The organism is Mesorhizobium sp. CNPSo 4688 (genome assembly GCF_057784295.1).
In genome coordinates this window covers 66,153-83,901 of record NZ_JBWLUY010000001.1, presented here as the reverse complement: position 1 = coordinate 83,901, position 17,749 = coordinate 66,153, and the positions used below count along the sequence as shown (strand labels likewise).

16 protein-coding genes are annotated in these 17,749 nt (G+C 63.1%); 4 read left to right on the top strand and 12 right to left on the bottom strand.

Features of this window, described 5'->3' with window-relative positions; genetic code table 11:
• Positions 1 to 126: 126 nt before the first annotated feature.
• Together AC04SH_RS00495 and mazG are read left to right on the top strand one after the other, a co-directional pair.
• Complete coding sequence (locus AC04SH_RS00495) at positions 127 to 1,311, top strand: amino acid aminotransferase (RefSeq protein WP_488573524.1); 1,185 nt, start codon at positions 127 to 129, stop codon at positions 1,309 to 1,311.
• 80 nt (positions 1,312 to 1,391) lie between these two features.
• Entirely contained in the window at positions 1,392 to 2,216 is an 825-nt protein-coding gene (gene mazG / locus AC04SH_RS00490; RefSeq protein WP_488573523.1) for a nucleoside triphosphate pyrophosphohydrolase, read from the top strand.
• A 5-nt stretch (positions 2,217 to 2,221) separates the two neighbouring features.
• Here mazG and hflX read toward each other — a convergent pair whose 3' ends face one another.
• The 8 genes from hflX to dusB form a co-directional block, all read right to left on the bottom strand.
• Positions 2,222 to 3,613, bottom strand: coding sequence for a GTPase HflX (gene hflX, locus AC04SH_RS00485; RefSeq protein ID WP_488573522.1), 1,392 nt, complete (start codon positions 3,611 to 3,613; stop codon positions 2,222 to 2,224).
• Complete coding sequence (gene hfq, locus AC04SH_RS00480; protein ID WP_006202172.1) at positions 3,614 to 3,859, bottom strand: RNA chaperone Hfq; 246 nt, start codon at positions 3,857 to 3,859, stop codon at positions 3,614 to 3,616.
• Positions 3,860 to 4,004: 145 nt separating this feature from the next.
• Positions 4,005 to 4,865: a D-amino-acid transaminase gene (locus AC04SH_RS00475; protein WP_488573521.1), complete on the bottom strand. Its 861-nt coding sequence runs from the start codon at positions 4,863 to 4,865 to the stop codon at positions 4,005 to 4,007.
• 122 nt (positions 4,866 to 4,987) lie between these two features.
• The gene (gene ntrX / locus AC04SH_RS00470; RefSeq protein ID WP_112561767.1) at positions 4,988 to 6,349 is read right to left on the bottom strand and encodes a nitrogen assimilation response regulator NtrX; all 1,362 of its coding nucleotides are present in this window, start codon (positions 6,347 to 6,349) and stop codon (positions 4,988 to 4,990) included.
• Positions 6,339 to 8,627 (bottom strand): sensor histidine kinase NtrY-like, encoded by a 2,289-nt coding sequence (locus AC04SH_RS00465; protein ID WP_488573520.1) that lies wholly within the window; start codon positions 8,625 to 8,627, stop codon positions 6,339 to 6,341. The genes ntrX and AC04SH_RS00465 overlap by 11 nt, the downstream gene beginning before the upstream one ends.
• A gap of 143 nt (positions 8,628 to 8,770) precedes the next feature.
• The gene (gene ntrC, locus AC04SH_RS00460) at positions 8,771 to 10,228 is read right to left on the bottom strand and encodes a nitrogen regulation protein NR(I) (RefSeq protein WP_112561769.1); all 1,458 of its coding nucleotides are present in this window, start codon (positions 10,226 to 10,228) and stop codon (positions 8,771 to 8,773) included.
• Positions 10,225 to 11,367: a two-component system sensor histidine kinase NtrB gene (locus AC04SH_RS00455; protein WP_477238088.1), complete on the bottom strand. Its 1,143-nt coding sequence runs from the start codon at positions 11,365 to 11,367 to the stop codon at positions 10,225 to 10,227. The genes ntrC and AC04SH_RS00455 overlap by 4 nt, the downstream gene beginning before the upstream one ends.
• On the bottom strand, positions 11,364 to 12,392 hold the full coding sequence (dusB, locus tag AC04SH_RS00450) for a tRNA dihydrouridine synthase DusB (protein ID WP_488573519.1): 1,029 nt from the start codon (positions 12,390 to 12,392) through the stop codon (positions 11,364 to 11,366). The genes AC04SH_RS00455 and dusB overlap by 4 nt, the downstream gene beginning before the upstream one ends.
• A 139-nt stretch (positions 12,393 to 12,531) precedes the next feature.
• Here dusB and AC04SH_RS00445 point away from each other — a divergent pair, with 139 nt between their 5' ends.
• Together AC04SH_RS00445 and AC04SH_RS00440 are read left to right on the top strand one after the other, a co-directional pair.
• Positions 12,532 to 13,755 carry a bifunctional 2-C-methyl-D-erythritol 4-phosphate cytidylyltransferase/2-C-methyl-D-erythritol 2,4-cyclodiphosphate synthase gene (locus AC04SH_RS00445; RefSeq protein WP_488573518.1) on the top strand — a complete coding sequence of 408 codons (1,224 nt, stop codon included), beginning with the start codon at positions 12,532 to 12,534 and terminating at the stop codon, positions 13,753 to 13,755.
• Positions 13,752 to 14,261, top strand: a complete 510-nt coding sequence (locus tag AC04SH_RS00440; protein WP_488573517.1) for a CinA family protein — start codon at positions 13,752 to 13,754, stop codon at positions 14,259 to 14,261. The genes AC04SH_RS00445 and AC04SH_RS00440 overlap by 4 nt, the downstream gene beginning before the upstream one ends.
• Here the strand turns inward: AC04SH_RS00440 and AC04SH_RS00435 are convergent.
• The 4 genes from AC04SH_RS00435 to lpdA form a co-directional block, all read right to left on the bottom strand.
• Entirely contained in the window at positions 14,237 to 14,695 is a 459-nt protein-coding gene (locus tag AC04SH_RS00435) for a type II toxin-antitoxin system RatA family toxin (protein WP_488573516.1), read from the bottom strand. The two genes, AC04SH_RS00440 and AC04SH_RS00435, sit on opposite strands and share 25 nt — an antisense overlap.
• Before the next feature lie 64 nt (positions 14,696 to 14,759).
• Positions 14,760 to 15,725 (bottom strand): lipoyl synthase, encoded by a 966-nt coding sequence (lipA, locus tag AC04SH_RS00430; RefSeq protein WP_477238098.1) that lies wholly within the window; start codon positions 15,723 to 15,725, stop codon positions 14,760 to 14,762.
• A gap of 208 nt (positions 15,726 to 15,933) precedes the next feature.
• Positions 15,934 to 16,191, bottom strand: coding sequence for a GlsB/YeaQ/YmgE family stress response membrane protein (locus AC04SH_RS00425; RefSeq protein WP_192254179.1), 258 nt, complete (start codon positions 16,189 to 16,191; stop codon positions 15,934 to 15,936).
• Positions 16,192 to 16,293: 102 nt separating this feature from the next.
• Positions 16,294 to 17,742: a dihydrolipoyl dehydrogenase gene (gene lpdA / locus AC04SH_RS00420; RefSeq protein WP_488573515.1), complete on the bottom strand. Its 1,449-nt coding sequence runs from the start codon at positions 17,740 to 17,742 to the stop codon at positions 16,294 to 16,296.
• Between the last annotated feature and the right edge of the window lie 7 nt (positions 17,743 to 17,749).

The window sequence follows — 17,749 nt, the reverse complement described above, 5'->3', positions numbered from 1 at the left end:
GAACGTGTAGGCGCGATTTCGGCGGCAACGATGGGCCTGGCGAGGCTTTCCGTCTGGTGCACATGAAAGCGCTGGCGAAGCCCGGCCGATTTGCGTATCAATCCGCCGCCACCGGAAACGCTCTCCATGTTCGAAACACTGCAGCCCGCTCCCGCCGACAAGATCATCGCCCTGATCGGCCTCTATCGCGCTGATCCGCGCCCCGGCAAGATCGACCTCGGCGTCGGCGTCTACAAGGACCGCGACGGCAAGACGCCGGTCATGCGCGCTTTGCGCGAGGCCGAGAAGCGGCTGTTGCAGGGCCAGGACACCAAGACCTATCTCGGTCTTCCCGGCGACACCGGCTTCAACACGGCGATGGTCAAGCTGGCCTTCGGCCCCGCAGCCGACATGACGCGCATTCGCGCGGCGCAGGCGCCGGGCGGCTCCGGCGCGCTACGGCTGGTGGCCGAGCTTTTGAAGCGGACCCGCTCCGACGCGACCGTCTGGCTGTCGGACCCGACCTGGCCAAACCATCCGCCGGTGATGCGCGGCGCCGGCCTCAAGGTACGCGACTATCCCTATTTCGATGCGGCGTCCGGCGCGGTGCGTTTCGACGACATGCTGGGGGCGCTGGGTACAGCCGAGGCCGGCGACATCGTGCTGCTGCATGGCTGCTGTCACAACCCGACCGGCGCCAATCTCGACGCCGCGCAATGGGCCAAGGTCACCGACCTTGTCGTCGAGCGCGGGCTGTTGCCCTTTGTCGACATTGCCTATCAGGGCTTTGGCGAGGGCCTCGATGCCGATGCCGCCGGTCTGCGCCTGCTGGCCTCGAAGGTGCCGGAAATGGTTGTTGCCTCGAGCTGCTCGAAGAACTTTGCCGTCTACCGTGATCGCGTCGGTGCGGCGATGATCCTGGCCAAGGATAGCGCGCAAGCCGATGTGGCGATGAGCCAGATGCTGGCGGCGGCACGCGCCATGTATTCGATGCCGCCGGACCATGGCGCGGCGGCAGTGCGCATAGTGCTGGAAGACGATGGCCTTCGCGCCGACTGGGAGGCGGAACTCGAGGAAATGCGGCTGCGCATGCTGAGACTGCGGGTCCAGTTCGCCGACGCATTGCGCCGGCAATCCAATTCCGACCGCTTCGATTTCATCGCCAGCCACCGCGGCATGTTTTCAAGGCTCGGCCTCACCGAGGCGCAGGTCGAACGGCTGCGGGCCGAGTATGGCGTCTACATGGTCGGCGACAGCCGCATCAACGTCGCCGGCCTGCCCGAGGACGGCATGGACGATCTCGCCAAGGCGGTTGTCTCGGTGCTCGACTGATACGGCTCGGCTGTGGACAAGGCTAGGCTACCGGATGACAGCGTTGGCCGAGCGACGGGGAGCGGGATAGCATTCGCCGCATGACGCCATCCAAAGACATCTCCCGGCTGATCGAAATCATGGCCGCGCTCCGGGCGCCGAAGACCGGCTGTCCCTGGGACATCGAGCAGGATTTCTCGACCATCGCGCCCTATACGATCGAGGAGGCCTACGAAGTCGCCGACGCCATTGCGCGCGGCGACCTCGACGATCTGCGCGATGAACTCGGCGATCTCCTGCTGCAGGTCGTCTACCACGCGCAGATGGCGCAGGAGACGGGTGACTTCGCCTTCGGCGATGTGGTTGAGGCCATCACCACCAAGATGATCCGCCGCCATCCGCATGTCTTCGGCGACGAGGAGGCGCGCAGCGCCGGCATGGCCAAGGGCATGTGGGAAAAGATCAAGGCTGAGGAGAAGGCTGAAAAGCGAAGCGCCCGGCTCGCCCGCGGCCTCGACCCGGAAGACAATGGCAAGGGGTTTCTGGACAGCGTGCCGGTCGCCCTGCCCGCCCTGACCCGGGCCCTGAAACTGCAGGAGAAGGCAGCCCGGGTCGGCTTCGACTGGAGCGAGGCGGCCCCGATCCTCGACAAGATCGAGGAAGAGATCGGCGAGTTGCGCGAGGCGCTGGCCAAGGGCGAAACGGCCGAGATCAAGGACGAATTCGGCGACATGCTGTTTGCCGTCGTCAATCTGGGACGCCACCTCAAGCTCGATTCCGAAGCCGCACTCAGCGGCACCAATGAAAAATTCCGCTCGCGCTTCCACTATGTCGAGCGCGCGCTGGAAGCGTCGGGAATCACGCTGGAAAAAGCCACACTGGATGAGATGGAAGCGCTCTGGCAGCAGGCCAAGAGCAAGACGTAGCAGGCCTACGCCCTGCTTTTACGGTGCAATCGGCTTTCGATCTCTTGCCGGGCGGTGTGCGTGGCCTTGAGCGCTATGGTCGCGCTGCCATCCTCATTGTCGGTGCGCGAAACGATGTCGCCATTGCGGTAGAGCCAGTCGACAAGGCCGAACTGGGCCGGCTCGACCGTCACCGTCAGTTCCTCCAGTTCGCCCGACATCCTGGTCTCGATCAGCGCCTTCAGCGCATCGATGCCTTCGCCGGTGATGGCTGAGATGGCGATCGGCGGCGCCTTGTTGGCATCGGCGCCATCGGCAAGCAGGCGCTCCCGGTTGCCGTCGTCGAGCAGGTCGACCTTGTTCCACACCTCGATGACGCGCTTGGCATCGCCGGCATCGACGCCGAGATCGGCCAGGATGCGTTCAACGTCCTCGGCCTGCGCGGCGGTGTCCGGATCCGAAATATCGCGCAGATGGATGACCAAGTCGGCCTCGACCACCTCTTCCAGCGTGGCACGGAAGGCGGCGACCAGATGCGTCGGCAGGTCCGAAATGAAGCCGACCGTATCCGACAGGATGATCGGCGTGCCGTGCGGCAGGCGTACGCGGCGCAACGTCGGATCGAGGGTGGCAAACAGCATGTCTTCGGCCAGCACGTCGGCTCCGGTCAGCCGGTTGAACAGCGTCGACTTGCCAGCATTGGTGTAGCCGACGATCGCCACCACCGGGAACGGCACCTTCTTGCGCTTGGCGCGATGCAGGTCGCGGGTGCGGCGCACCGTTTCCAGCTCATGCTTGAGCTTGATGATCTTTTCCTGCAACTGCCGCCGGTCCGACTCGATCTGGGTTTCGCCGGGGCCGCCGAGGAAGCCGGCACCGCCGCGCTGGCGTTCAAGGTGGGTCCAGCTGCGCACCAGGCGGCCCTTCTGGTAGTTGAGATGGGCAAGCTCGACCTGCAGCGTGCCTTCCTTGGTCCGCGCACGCTCGCCGAAGATTTCCAGAATCAGCCCGGTGCGGTCGAGCACCTTGGCGTTGAATTCCTTCTCAAGATTGCGCTGCTGCACAGGCGTCAGCGGATGGTCGACGATGACCACCTCGGCGTGACCTTGATTGACGATCTCGGCGAACTCCGCGACCTTGCCGCTGCCGAGCAAGGTTGCCGGGCGTGGATCGTTGACGGTCACCACCGCCGTGTGGATCAGATCGAGGTTGATGGCGCGGGCAAGGCCGACCGCCTCGTCGTGGCGGGCGTCGGCAGAACGCGTCAGCCGTGGACGATTTGTTTCGTCATCGTTGCGCTGATGCCGGGTAAGCACCGGCACAATGACAACCGCCCGGGTCGGACCTTTGGCTTCCGTCCCGGGGTGATGCGCTGGTTTCCCGCGGACGCTGCGGTCCGCGTCTTTCTCACGTGCCAATCAGGCGCCCTGGCTTTCCTCGCCATCGAACATCTGAACCGGCTGGCTCGGCATGATCGTGGAAATGGCATGCTTGTAGACGAGCTGGGAGTGGCCGTCGCGGCGCAGCAGAACACAGAAATTATCGAAGGAAGTGACCACGCCGGTCAGTTTGACGCCGTTGATGAGAAAGATGGTGAGTGGATTTTTGCTCTTGCGAACAGAATTCAGGAACAGGTCCTGAAGGTTTTGCGATCGTTCCGCCATTGTTCTTGTCTTTCGCCGATCCCCTTCGGTTTGCAGGCCAATGCGCCAAATTAGCGGGCACATGTCAAGCTTGCAAACACCCCCTTGCCGTCAGTAACGACAACCAGAACGAGATATATTGATGTGCAGTCCATCTGTGCGGTTATCAGGCTGGACTTTTTTCCGCAACGTCAAAAAAGGCTTGCCGCAAGGAAAGTGTTATTGAGCCGGGATGGCCATTGGCGACCGCGGCGCCGTCGATTGCCACCACCGGCATGGCGATTGTCGTTGCCGAACTGATGAAAGCTTCGCGCGCTGCCTTGGCCTCGGCGACCGAAAACCCGCGCTCCTCGATCTTCAAACCGAGCTTGGCCGCCACCTCGAACATGGTGGTGCGGGTGATGCCGCGCAGGATGCCGTGCTCGGCCGGCCGTGTCACCAGAACGCCGTCCCGGGTCACGATCCAGGCATTCGACGAGCCGCCTTCCTTGACGTTGCCGTCGGTATCGACGAACCAGGCTTCCTGCGCGCCGGCCTCCTTGGCCTTCTGCTTGGCCAGCACATTGGGCAGCAGGCCCGTGCTCTTGATATCGACCCGGTCCCAGCGGTTTTCCGGCACAGTGATGACCTTGATGCCGGTCTCGGCCCGCTTTGCGGCCGCCGCCGGGTCGGCCTTTCTGGCCGTAATGACCAGCGACGACAGTGTATCGGCCGGGAAAACGAAGTCTCGGCTGGCGACGCCGCGCGTCACCTGGACATAGACCAGACCGTTAACGACCTGATTGCGCCGCACGACTTCGCGCAGGAGAAGCGGCAGCACGCCCTTGGTGACCGGCCAGTCGATCGACAGTTCGCTGAGCGAGCGGTTCAGCCGGGCAAGATGGCGCGGCATGTCGACGATAAAGCCTTGCGCCACCTCGCAGACCTCGTAGACGCCATCGGCGAACTGATAGCCGCGATCCTCGATATGCACGGCAGCGTCGGCATGAGCGACATAGCGCCCGTTCACATAGGCAATGCGCGGCATTCAGTGATCCCTCAGAAAAGTCCCGGTATTTTTAGGCGATTCCGCCGCTGCCGTAACCGGCAATTGCTGGGCCACAGCTCGCTGGCCCAACAACAATGGGGATCAGACCCCCAGAATGGGGATCAGACCCCCAGCGACTTCAGCTTGCGATGCAGCGCGGAGCGCTCCATGCCGATGAATTCCGCCGTCTTCGAGATGTTGCCGCCGAACCGGTTGATCTGGGCGATCAGATAATCCTTCTCGAACTGTTCGCGGGCTTCGCGCAGCGGCAGCGCCATGATGTGCTGGTCGGACTGGTTCGGCGTACGCGGCATGACATCGCCGATCTCGGATGGCAACAGATCGGCGGTGATTGGTGAATCGACATCGTCGCCGCGCGCCAGGATCATCAGCCGTTCGACATTGTTGCGCAGCTGGCGGACATTGCCCGGCCAGTTGTGCGCCTGCAGCACGGCAAGCGCGTCGTCGCCGATGCGGCGCGGCTTGATGCCGGCCTGGCGGGCAATCTGCTTCATGAAATTGTCGACGAGGTACGGAATGTCCTCGCGCCGCTCGGCCAGGCCCGGCACCATGACCGGAACCACTGCCAGGCGGTGATAGAGGTCCTCGCGAAAACGACCGTCGGCGATCATTGCCTCCAGGTTCTGCGAGGTCGAGGAAATGATGCGCACATCGACCTTGACCCGCTTGGTGCCGCCGACCCGCTCGAACTGCTGCTCGACCAGCACGCGCAGGATCTTGTTTTGCGTCTCGCGCGGCATGTCGGCGACTTCGTCGATGTAGAGGATGCCGCGGTGCGCCTCCTCCAGCGCGCCGACCTTGCGCTCGGTGCCGTTGGATTCGGTGCCGAACAGCTCGATCTCCATGCGCTCGGGCGTGATGTTGGCGGCGCTCAGTGTCACGAACGGCGCGCCCTTGCGCGCCGACAGCGTATGGATGGCTCGCGCGGCGAGTTCCTTGCCCGAGCCGGACGGACCGATAATCATAACGCGGCTGTTGGTCGGCGCGACGCGCTCGATGGTCTGGCGCAGCTGGCTCATCGCCGACGACATGCCGATCAGGTCGAAGGTTTCGCCGCTGCGCTGCTTGAGGTCTGAGACCTCGCGCCGCAATTTCGAGGTTTCGAGCGCCCGCTCGGCAATCAGGATCAGCCGGTCGGCCTTGAATGGCTTCTCGATGAAATCATAGGCGCCGCGGCGGATGGCCGACACCGCCGTCTCGATATTGCCGTGACCGGAGATCATCACCACCGGCAGGCTCGGATGCATCGTCTTGATCTCGTCGAGCAGCGCCAGCCCGTCCAGGCGCGAGCCCTGCAGCCAGATGTCGAGGAAAATCAACCGCGGCGCCCGATCGGCGATTGCCGCCAGCGCACTGTCGGCATCGAATGCCGTGCGGGTTTCATGCCCTTCGTCACTCAATATGCCCGCGACGAGTTCACGGATGTCTTCCTCGTCATCGACGATGAGAATATCAGACGCCATTACCGACCTTTTCAGTTTCTCTTTCGAGTTCAGTTTCGCCTTGACCGCGTGGCGGCGCGGTAGCGGCAGCGGGTGGCAGGATGATCGAGATCATCGCGCCGCGTCCACCGTGGAAGTCCGCAGGCGCATCGTGCAGTTCGAGCCGCCCGCCATGGTCCTCCACGATCTTCTTGACGATTGCGAGGCCGAGCCCGGTGCCCTTCTCGCGCGTCGTCATATAGGGCTCGAGCAGCCTTTGGCGATTCTCGCGCGGCAAGCCTTTGCCATTGTCGATGACGTCGATTCTGATCGCGCCATTCTGCCGGGCAGCTTGAATCCGGATTATGCCGTGCGAACCGTCCTTTTGTTCCAGTCCGTCAATCGCTTCGGCGGCGTTCTTGATGACGTTGCCGAAAGCTTGCGCCATCAGCCGGCTGTCGAAAGTGCCCTTCAGCGGCTCGTTGCCGAAGACGCGTTCGAAAGCGATGTCTGCACGGCTGACCTCGACCAGGAACGACGCCTCGCGCAATGATTCGCGCAGATCGATGGCCTTCATCTCGGGCTTCGGCATGCGGGCGAAAGCGGAGAATTCGTCGACCATGCGGCCGATGTCCTCGACCTGGCGGATGATGGTGTCGGTGCACTGATCGAAAATCTCGCGATCCTCGGTGATGACCTTGCCGAAACGGCGTTTGATGCGCTCGGCCGAGAGCTGGATTGGCGTCAACGGGTTCTTGATTTCATGCGCAATGCGCCGTGCCACGTCCGCCCAGGCCGAGGAGCGCTGCGCCTGGACCAGATCGGTGATGTCGTCGACCGTCACGACATAGGATTTCTCCTCCGAGCCGTCATCGCCGGCCTCGATGGTGATCTGCACGTTGAAGGTGCGCTCGGCGCCAGCACGGTAGAAGGTGACCTGCTCGCGATAGACCGGCTTGCCGGATTTGCGGCCGATCTCGAAGACGCGGCCGACATGCGGCAGCACGGCCGACAGGTTCTGGCCGAGCGCTGCCGTCGCCGATATGGCCAACATCGTTTCGGCCGACTTGTTGACGATGGTGACGATACCGTAGGGATCGACGCCGATGACGCCGGCGGTGACGCCGGCCAGCACCGCTTCCGAGAAGCGCCGTCGCTCGTCGATCAAATCCTTGGCCGACAGAATCTCGTTGCGCTGCGATTTTAGCTCCAGCAGCATCTTGTTGAACGTATCGCCAAGCGAGGCGACATCACCGTCGGAAGGCCGCACTGGCACGGCGACGTCGAGATTGCCGGTGGCAACCTCGTCCGCGGCGCCGATGAGCTGGCGGATGGGCCGCACCAGGCGGTCAGCCACCGCTATGCCGGTCCAGATGGCCGACAGGATGATGATCAGCGTCAGCGACAGATAGGGCAGCGCGAACGCCACCTGCGAGGTCCGCCTGTTCGCTTCCAGGCCCCGATATTCCGCAGTGTTGGACTGGACGATCTGCCGCGCCTTGATCACCTCGGGATCGACGAGGCGAATGGTGTAGAGGTAGAGGCCTTCGATCTCCCGCAATTTGACGATGGCGCCCATGATGTTGCGCGTCTTCGGCTCGATCAGCACCGGTTTGCCGTCGGCTGCACTTGCCACGGCCCCTTCCGGCGGCTCCGGCATGGCGAAATTCGTATCGGTCTTGGCGCTCATGACGAAGGAGCCATCCGGCTTGATCAGCGCCGCATGCGCCAGGGTCCTGCCCACGGCTTCCTTGTTCATCAGGTCGAGAAAGCCGGTTCGATCGAGGCCGTAAAGCGTGCGTGAAGCGTCGAGATCATAGGCCATCGACAGCGTCGTGCCCTGAAGATTGCGAGCATTTTCCTGCACATAGGCATCGGCGATCGACAGCGACGAATTGACGATTGTCTTGGTGCGGATCTCGAACCAGCGGTCGAGGCCGATATCGAGCGTGATTGAGGCAATGATGGCCACCATGATGGCCGGAATGGCGGCAACCAGCGCAAACATCGCCACGATGCGCACATGCAGCCGCGATGCCGCCTTGCCGTGCCGGCGCGCCATGACGATGCGATGCACCTCGCGGCCGACCAGGGCGATCAGCGCAAGCACGAACGCCGCGTTGACCGCGATCAGCGTCAGCGTCGTGGCGGCGTCGGGCGTGATCGGCGTCGCGCCGACGAGGATCGCAAATGAGATTGCCGCCGTAACCAGCGCACCAGCGATTGCGACGACACCGGGCAGCGCAAGCAACCGGCGTCCATCCCTTCCGCCGGGTCTGCTGAAAAGCGGTTCGTTTGATGTAAGAGCCTGCGAAGCCATGTCGCCGTCTAAGAGCCAGTGATTGCGTCGGATGTATGCAACGCATTGTGGCGATTATGCAACAACTGTGGCCGCGAGGGAAACTTTCGGCCGCCGATCCCCTGAAAAGGGGATAACCCGGCGTCAGTTCAGGCGGTACGCGCTCACGATCTCGACGATTTGTAGACGTTGACCCCGAGTTCGCGAATCTTCTTGCGCAGCGTGTTGCGGTTCAAACCCAGCAATTCGGCCGCCTTGATCTGGTTGCCGCGCGTTGCCGTCATCGAAGCCAGCACCAACGGATATTCGACCTCGGACAGGATGCGTTGATAGAGGCCGGCCGGCGGCAATTCGCCGGCGAAAGAGGCAAAATAGCGCTGCAGGAAGTGCTCCACCGCCTGGCCGATGGACAGATCGTCCGGGATCAGGTTGCCGCCGCCGGGAACGACCGGCCTTTCGCCTGTCTTCAGCTCGGCTTCGATGATCTCGGCGGATATTTCGTCCTGCGAGTAGAGCGCAGCAAGCCGGCGCACCAGGTTTTCCAGTTCGCGCACGTTTCCCGGCCAGGGATAGCGCTTCATCAGTTCGATGCCGCCGGTCGAAATGCGCTTGGTCTGCAAGCCTTCGCTGGCGCCGATCTTGAAGAAATGCCGCACCAGATCGGGAATGTCTTCCGACCTCTCACGCAAGCCAGGCAGCCGCAACGGCACGACGTTCAGGCGATAGAACAGATCCTCGCGGAAAAGCCCCTGGTTGATCAGCGTGCGCAGGTCCTTGTTGGTGGCGGCGACGATGCGCACGTCCGTCTTGATCGGCGTACGCCCGCCGACCGTGGTGTATTCGCCCTGCTGCAGCACGCGCAACAGCCGCGTCTGCGCCTCCATCGGCATGTCGCCGATCTCGTCGAGGAACAGTGTGCCGCCCTCGGCCTGCTCGAAGCGGCCGGTCGAGCGGTTCTGCGCGCCGGTGAAGGCGCCCTTCTCGTGGCCGAACAGTTCCGATTCGATCAAATCACGCGGGATCGCCGCCATGTTGATGGCGACGAACGGGCCGCCGCGGCGGCGGCCATATTCGTGCAGCGCGCGCGCCACCAGTTCCTTGCCGGTGCCGGACTCGCCCGAGATCATCACCGTCAAATCGGTCTGCATCATGCGCGCCAGCATGCGGTAGATGTCCTGCATGGCGGCCGAGCGGCCGACCAACGGCATGGCATCAGGCTGTTCGTCGGGCCGCGTATCGATTTTCGGCCGCCGCGGCTCGGACAGCGCGCGGTTGACGATGCTGAGCAGTTCGGTCAGGTCGAACGGCTTCGGCAAATACTCGTAAGCACCTGTTTCAGAAGCACGAATCGCGGTCATGAAGGTGTTCTGCGCGCTCATCACGATGACCGGCAGCTCGGGCCGCGCCTTCTTGATGCGGGGGAGCATGTCGAAGGCGTTTTCATCCGGCATGACCACGTCCGTGATGACGAGATCGCCCTCGCCGGCAGCCACCCAGCGCCACAACGTCGAGGCGTTGGAGGTCACCCGCACCTCATGGCCGACACGCGACAGCGCCTGGTTGAGCACGGTGCGGATGGCCGCATCGTCATCGGCGACGAGAATATTGCCGCGAACCGTCATTTGCGGTCTCCTTCGCCTTCATCTGCAGTGTCGTTCGGTGCTTCTTTCCAGGCCGGCATCAGGATGCGGAAGGTGGTGCCGCGCGGCGTCGAATCGCATTCGATGATGCCGCCATGCTCGCCGACGATTTTCGCCACCAGCGCCAGCCCGAGCCCCGAGCCGTTCGGCTTGGTGGTGATGAACGGGTCGAACAGGATCGGCAGGATGTCTTCCGAAACACCCGACCCATTGTCGCGCACGCAGAATTCCAGCGGTAGTGACACACGGTCCTGCGTTCCCGGGACGGAAACGCGGATGCCCGGCCTGAACGCGGTCGACAGCACGATCTCGCCTTGCGGGTCGCCGCCGATGGCCTCGGCGGCGTTCTTGACCAAGTTGAGAAACACCTGGATCAGCTGGTCGCGGTTGGCGAAAACCGGAGGCAATGATGGATCATAGTCCTCCAATATCCTGATTCTCTTGGCAAAACCGTTCTTGGCGATCGCCTTGACGTGATCCAACACAACATGGATGTTGACGGGGTAACGGTCGATCGGCCGCTCGTCGGAAAACACCTCCATGCGGTCGACCAGCGACACGATGCGGTCGGTCTCGTCGGTGATAAGCCGGGTCAGCGCACGATCCTCGTCGGACGCCGAGAGTTCGAGCAGTTGCGCCGCACCGCGTATACCCGACAGCGGGTTCTTGATCTCATGCGCCAGCATGGCGGCAAGGCCGGTGACCGAACGTGCAGCACCCCGATGCGTCATCTGCCGGTCGATCTTGTCGGCCATCGAGCGTTCCTGGAACATCACCACGATCGAGCCCGGGAATTCCGGCACCGGGGCAACGTAGAGGTCGACGACCTTCTCTATGCCGAGACGCGGCGACGACACGTCGACACGGTATTCATTGACCGGCGCGCGGCGCTCGCGCACCTGGTCGACCAGCTGTAACAGCGGGCTGCCGAACGGGATCAGCTTGGACAGCGTGTTGCGGGCAAGCATATTGGCGCTTGAGCGGAAGAAATCTTCCGCATCGGCATTGGCGTAGGTGATGAACCCGTCGGGATCGACCATGATCACCGGTCGGCGGATGGTGTTGAGCACGATATGGGCGGCATCCGCCATCTCGGTGCCCGGTGCAGCAGGCGCGTTCATGCGGCACTCCGCAACGGTGCGGCGTCGCCTTCGCCGGAAAACACCTCGCGCAACAGGGCAATGACGCGGGCGGGCTCGAACGAGGTGAGGATGGCTTTGCGCCGGTCGTCAGTGACGCTGGCGGCGTGGCGTTCAAGATACCAGCCGAGATGCTTGCGCGCCTGGCGCAGGCCGCTTTCAACGCCGTAGAGCGTCAGCATGTCCTCGTAATGGGCGGCAATGTAGTCGGCCATGGCTTTCGGGCTGTCCGGCACGCCGGAGGTCGCCTCGCCCGCAGCCGTCGCCGCGATGCGACCCGCCGTCCACGGCGCGCCGTAATGCGCCCGGCCGATCATCACCGCGTCGGCGCCCGACTGCTCCAGGATTTCGGCAGCCTCCGCCGGCGATCCGACATCGCCATTGGCGACGACAGGAATTGAGACGGCGTCCTTGATTCGGGCGATCGCGCCCCAATCGGCCTTGCCTTGATAGAACTGGCAGCGCGTGCGGCCATGCACCGTCACCATTTTGACGCCGGCCTCTTCAGCACGGCGCGCCAGAGCCGGCGCGTTGAGGGCATTCTCGTCCCAGCCGAGCCGCATCTTGACCGTGACCGGCACCTGCACCGCGCCGACCACCGCTTCGATCAGCGACAGCGCGTGGTCGAGATCGCGCATAAGCGCCGAGCCGGCATAGCCGCCGGTCACCTTCTTGGCCGGGCAGCCCATATTGATGTCGATGATGTCGGCGCCCTCGCCGGCAGCGATGCGCGCGCCCTCGGCCATATGCGAGGCCTCACGGCCGGCAAGCTGGACCATGTGGACGGGCAGCCCGGAATGACGAATGCGGAGGTCGCAGCCGGCCCTGCCCTTGGCAAGCTCGCCGCTCGCCACCATTTCCGACACGACCATGCCCGCGCCATGCGCGTAGGCGCGCTGTCGGAACGGCTCGTCCGTTATTCCAGACATCGGCGCAAGGAACACGCGGTTGCGGATCGTCACGCCGCCGACATCGAGCGGCAAAGCCAATTTTGTCACTTCAGGCATGCACAAAAACCAAGCATATCGGATTGCTGCACATTCTCTAGCCATAAGAAAGGCATTGTGCAACGCGCAATGACGTCACATTGCGGCGCATTTGGGAAAATGCTGGCCTTAGCCATGAGCCGCGACTAAGCCTCTCGGCATGACAGAAGCAAGCGAAAAACTGGCCGGGCCGGCGACCGACAAGGTCGGCGTGGTCATCGTCGCCGCCGGCCGCGGCGCGCGCGCCGGACAGGCCGACGGGCCGAAACAATATCAGCGCATCGGCGGCCGCGCCGTTATTGCGCGCACGCTGGAGACATTCCTGGCGCACCCTGAGATTGGCCCAATCGTCGTCGCCATCCATGCCGATGACCGCGCGCTTTTCGACAAGGCAGCCGGCGTGCATGGCGAGCGGGTCATCGCCGTAGTCGGCGGCGAGTCGCGCCAAAGTTCGGTTCGGCTGGGACTGCTCGAACTGAGGGGCCAGGCGCCCAGCCGTGTCCTGGTGCACGATGCGGTGCGGCCGTTTGTCGATGCGGCCCTTATCGACCGCACCATCGCGGCCATTGGCGAGCGCCAGGGTGCGCTGCCGGCGCTGCCCGTCGCAGACACACTGAAGCGCGAATCGGCCACCGGCATGATCGAGGAGACGGTCCCGAGGGCCGGTCTTCATGCTGCGCAGACACCGCAAGGCTTTCCGTTCTGGCCGCTGCTCGCGGCGCACGAAAAGGCCCATCATCTCGGCAAGACGGATTTCACCGACGATGCCGCGATCGCCGAATGGGCGCATATTCCGGTCAAAATCGTCCAGGGGTCGCCGGACAATGTCAAACTCACCTGGGCAAGGGATATTGCGATGGCCGATCAGCGGCTTACCGGCGAACGTTTTCCCGACATCCGCACCGGCAATGGCTATGACGTGCATGCCTTCGAACCCGGCGACCATGTCACCTTGTGCGGCGTCGCCATTCCGCACGGCAAAAAGCTGTCGGGACATTCGGACGCCGATGTCGGCCTGCACGCGCTGACTGATGCGCTGCTTGCCACCTGCGGCGCCGGCGACATCGGCACGCATTTCCCGCCCTCCGATCCGCAATGGAAGGGAGCGGCTTCAAAGATTTTCGTCGAACATGCGGCAAAGATGGTGCGGGCGCGCGGCGGACGCATCGCCAATGCCGACATCACGCTGATCTGCGAAGCGCCGCGCGTCGGTCCGCATCGCGAGGCCATGACGAAAGCGCTGTCGGCAATGCTGGGCATTTCCGGCGATCGCATCTCGATCAAGGCGACCACCAACGAAAAACTCGGCTTTGTCGGCCGCGAGGAAGGCATTGCCGCCATCGCCACCGCGAGCGTCGTCTTTCCCGGAGACGTCCCGGCATGAGCAATAGCGATCTCGCCAACGCCCTGCTCCAGGCCTGCCAGCAGCGCGGCATCATGCTGGCGACCGCCGAAAGCTGCACCGGCGGCATGATCATTGCCGCCCTCACCGACATTGCCGGCTCGTCAGCCGTGGTCGATCGCGGCCTCATCACCTATTCCAACGAAGCCAAGATGGAGATGCTCGGCGTCTCGGCGGCCACGCTTCAAGCGCACGGCGCCGTCTCGCGCGAAACGGTTCTGGAGATGGCGGCCGGCGCGCTGGCCAACTCGCGCGCCGGGCTGGCGCTTGCCGTCACCGGCATTGCCGGCCCGGGCGGCGGTTCGCCGGAAAAACCGGTCGGCCTGGTCTGGTTCGGTGTGGCGCTCAGGGGTGGGCCGGTGGCAGCAGAGCTCAATATGTTTGCCGACAATGGCCGTGACTTCATCCGCCGCGAGACGGTCAGGCATGCGCTGGAGATCGGCCTGCGTGCGCTCGGCGACACTCACGAGATGGGCGTCGTTCCGTAGATGACGTCGGCGCGTTTCTCGAAAGCTTCGGAAAACATGCGGAAGGCGCGATCGAACATGGTGCCCATCAGTGCGCCAAGAATGCGGCTCTTGAACTCGTAGTCGATGAAGAAATGAACTTCGCAGCCGCCGTCAGCCGGATCGAAGCGCCAGATATTGCTGAGATATTTGAACGGCCCATCGATGTATTTGACGTCGATGGTGTTCTCGTCCGGCTTCAACAGCACCTGCGTCGTAAAGGTCTCGCGGATCGCCTTGTAGCCGATGCTCATATCGGCAACGAGAATGGTGCGGCCGTCACGCTCCTTGCGCGAGCGCACCGTCAGCGCCTCGCACAGCGGCAGAAATTCAGGATAGGTCTCGATATTGGCGACCAGCGCAAACATCTGCTCCGGCGTGTGGGCAACGCGGCGAGTGGCTTCGAATTTGGGCATTAATGCATGTCGCTCAAAAGTGGCCCCGGTTTTGAGAAAACGACATGCATCACTTAGAGCAGGATTAGCTGGCTTTTTTGAGCTGCGCCTCGCGCGCCGCCCGCAACCTGGCGAAATCGTCGCCGGCGTGATGCGAGGAACGCGTCAGCGGGCTCGACGCCACCAGCAGGAAACCCTTGGTCTTGCCGATCGTCGCGAAGGAGCTGAATTCCTCCGGCGTCACGAAGCGGATCACCGGATGGTGCTTCTTCGACGGCTGCAGATACTGGCCGATGGTCATGAAGTCGACATTTGCCGAGCGAAGATCGTCCATCAGCTGCAGGATCTCGTTCCGTTCTTCGCCGAGGCCAACCATGATTCCGGACTTGGTGAAGATCGAGGGATCGAGCTCCTTGACCCGCTGCAACAGCCGGATCGAGTGGAAATAGCGCGCACCCGGCCGCACCGTCAGATAGTTCGACGGCACCGTTTCGAGATTGTGGTTGAAGACGTCGGGCTTGGCCGCCACGACGATCTCCAGCGCGCCGTCCTTGCGCAGGAAATCGGGCGTCAGTATTTCGATCGTGGTCAAAGGCGTTGCCGCCCGGATGGCGCGGATGACCTCGGCGAAGTGCTGCGCGCCGCCATCGGCGAGATCGTCGCGGTCGACCGAAGTGATGACGACATGGGTCAGCCCCATCTGCTTGACGGCATGCGCGACGCGCGCCGGCTCATCGGCATCGAGCGCGGTCGGGATACCAGTGGCGACATTGCAGAAGGCGCAGGCGCGCGTGCAGATCTCGCCCATGATCATGAAGGTGGCGTGCTTCTTTTCCCAGCACTCGCCGATATTGGGGCAGCCGGCCTCTTCGCACACCGTCACCAGCTTGTGCGACTTCACGATCTCGCGCGTCTCGGCATAGCCCTTGGACACCGGCGCCTTGACGCGGATCCAGTCGGGCTTGCGCAGCACGTCCTGATCGGGCTTGTGCGCCTTTTCGGGGTGCCGCAAGCGCGGCGCGTTGGCGATCGTGTCGAGAACAGTGACCATCTCAAACCTGACTTGTTGGCGTCCGCCCGTCGGTGTTCGCCGTTAGAACGTCACTTAAGACTTTTCGGGGCAAAGAAAAAGGCCGCGGCGGCGCATGCCGCCACAGCCTTTTTCGCATAGCGGGGATCCAGAGCAATTCCAGGAAAAGTGTGACACGGTTTTCCGTCCGGAATTGTGTCTGAAGAAGGAGATAAAACTTCGAGCCGTTTTATCGGCGAATGAGCCGCCCGGCAAAGATCAGCAGGCATGCGCCGATGAAGCCGGTGATCAGATAGGCGAGCCAGCCGACGCCGAAGGGCTCGATGTTGAGAGCCCTGAGAATGGCGTTGAGCACCACCGCGCCGACAATGCCCATAATGATGTTCATCAAGATGCCGGTGTTGCTCTTCATGACCATCTCGGCCAGCCACCCGGCCAGGCCGCCGATGATGATGGCTGCAACCCAGCCCACGCCATTCACGTCCATATGCCAACTCCTCCAGTGTCAGGTGAAAATGCATCCGGAAACGAACTGCCTTGCCGCAAGGTTCCTCCGGCGCATGCGTCTGAGTCTCGCGGCAGCAATTTATCATGCGTTGAGCGCACGCCCATAGGCGTCGAGCACGCTTTCCTTCATCATCTCCGACAGCGTCGGATGCGGGAAGATGGTGTGCATCAGCTCTTCTTCCGTCGTTTCCAGGTTCATCGCCACGACAAAACCCTGGATCAGTTCGGTCACTTCGGCGCCCACCATATGCGCACCGAGCAACTGGCCAGTCTTCTTGTCGAAGATGGTCTTGATGAAACCCTGGTCCTCGCCAAGCGCGATCGCCTTGCCGTTGGCGCCGAACTGGAAGCGGCCGACACGGATGTCCTTGCCTTCGGCCTTGGCCTTGGCTTCGGTCAGACCGACCGAGGCGACCTGCGGGTTGCAGTAGGTGCAGCCCGGGATCTTCAGCTTGTCTGTCGCATGCACGCCAGGGAAGTTGGCGATCTTTTCGACGCAGACCACGCCTTCATGCTCGGCCTTGTGGGCAAGCATCGGCGGTCCGGCGACATCGCCGATGGCGTAAATCCCAGGCACATTGGTCTTGCCGTAACCGTCGACGATGACACAGCCGCGATCAGTCTTCACGCCGAGCGTCTCGAGCCCGAGATTCTCGATATTGCCCTGCACGCCGACGGCCGAGATCATGCGGTCGGCGGTGATCTTCTCGACCTTGCCGTCCTTCATCTCGACATGTGCGGTGACGGAGTTGGCACCTTTCTCGACCTTGGTCACCTTGGCTTCGAGGATGATCTTCATGCCTTGCTTCTCGAACTGCTTCTGGGCGAATTTCGAGACCTCGGCATCTTCGACCGGCATCACCGCCGGCAACAGCTCGACCACCGTCACCTCGGCGCCCATGGTGCGATAGAAGGAGGCGAACTCGATGCCGATGGCGCCGGAGCCCATCACCAGCAGCGACTTCGGCATTTCCTTCGGCACCATCGCTTCGAAATAGGTCCAGATCAGTTTGCCGTCTGGCTCTATGCCGGGCAGCGCGCGCGGCCTAGCACCAGTGGCGAGGATGATGTGCTTGGCGGTGTAGGTGCCCTCGCCTTTGACGCCCTTCGGCACCGGCGGCTGCGGCTCCATCGGCTTCTTGGCCGTCTTGGAGACGACGATCTCGCCTGGCTTGGACAACTTGGCCTCGCCCCAGATGACGTCGACCTTGTTCTTCTTCATCAGGAAGGCGACGCCGCCATTCAGCCTCAGCGACACTTTGCGCGAGCGGTCGACGACAGCTGCCGTATCGGCGCTGACCTTGCCGCCTTCGAGTTTCAGGCCGTAGTCCTTGAGATGGTCCGAATAGTGCATGATCTCGGCCGAGCGCAGCAGTGCCTTGGTCGGGATGCAGCCCCAGTTGAGGCAGATGCCGCCGAGATGCTCGCGCTCGACAATCGCCGTCTTGAAGCCGAGCTGGGCGGAGCGCACCGCCGTGACATAGCCGCCGGGGCCGGAGCCGATGATGATGACGTCGTAGGATTCTGCCACGGGGTTT

Excerpts from the sequence above, each read along its gene's own strand:
- AC04SH_RS00495 (WP_488573524.1), top strand. The coding sequence starts at position 127 with ATGTTCGAAACACTGCAGCCCGCTCCCGCCGACAAGATCATCGCCCTG.
- mazG (WP_488573523.1), top strand. The coding sequence starts at position 1,392 with ATGACGCCATCCAAAGACATCTCCCGGCTGATCGAAATCATGGCCGCG.
- hfq (WP_006202172.1), bottom strand. The coding sequence starts at position 3,859 with ATGGCGGAACGATCGCAAAACCTTCAGGACCTGTTCCTGAATTCTGTT.
- AC04SH_RS00475 (WP_488573521.1), bottom strand. The coding sequence starts at position 4,865 with ATGCCGCGCATTGCCTATGTGAACGGGCGCTATGTCGCTCATGCCGAC.
- ntrX (WP_112561767.1), bottom strand. The coding sequence starts at position 6,349 with ATGGCGTCTGATATTCTCATCGTCGATGACGAGGAAGACATCCGTGAA.
- AC04SH_RS00465 (WP_488573520.1), bottom strand. The coding sequence starts at position 8,627 with ATGGCTTCGCAGGCTCTTACATCAAACGAACCGCTTTTCAGCAGACCC.
- ntrC (WP_112561769.1), bottom strand. The coding sequence starts at position 10,228 with ATGACGGTTCGCGGCAATATTCTCGTCGCCGATGACGATGCGGCCATC.
- AC04SH_RS00455 (WP_477238088.1), bottom strand. The coding sequence starts at position 11,367 with ATGAACGCGCCTGCTGCACCGGGCACCGAGATGGCGGATGCCGCCCAT.
- dusB (WP_488573519.1), bottom strand. The coding sequence starts at position 12,392 with ATGCCTGAAGTGACAAAATTGGCTTTGCCGCTCGATGTCGGCGGCGTG.
- AC04SH_RS00445 (WP_488573518.1), top strand. The coding sequence starts at position 12,532 with ATGACAGAAGCAAGCGAAAAACTGGCCGGGCCGGCGACCGACAAGGTC.
- AC04SH_RS00440 (WP_488573517.1), top strand. The coding sequence starts at position 13,752 with ATGAGCAATAGCGATCTCGCCAACGCCCTGCTCCAGGCCTGCCAGCAG.
- AC04SH_RS00435 (WP_488573516.1), bottom strand. The coding sequence starts at position 14,695 with ATGCCCAAATTCGAAGCCACTCGCCGCGTTGCCCACACGCCGGAGCAG.
- lipA (WP_477238098.1), bottom strand. The coding sequence starts at position 15,725 with ATGGTCACTGTTCTCGACACGATCGCCAACGCGCCGCGCTTGCGGCAC.
- AC04SH_RS00425 (WP_192254179.1), bottom strand. The coding sequence starts at position 16,191 with ATGGACGTGAATGGCGTGGGCTGGGTTGCAGCCATCATCATCGGCGGC.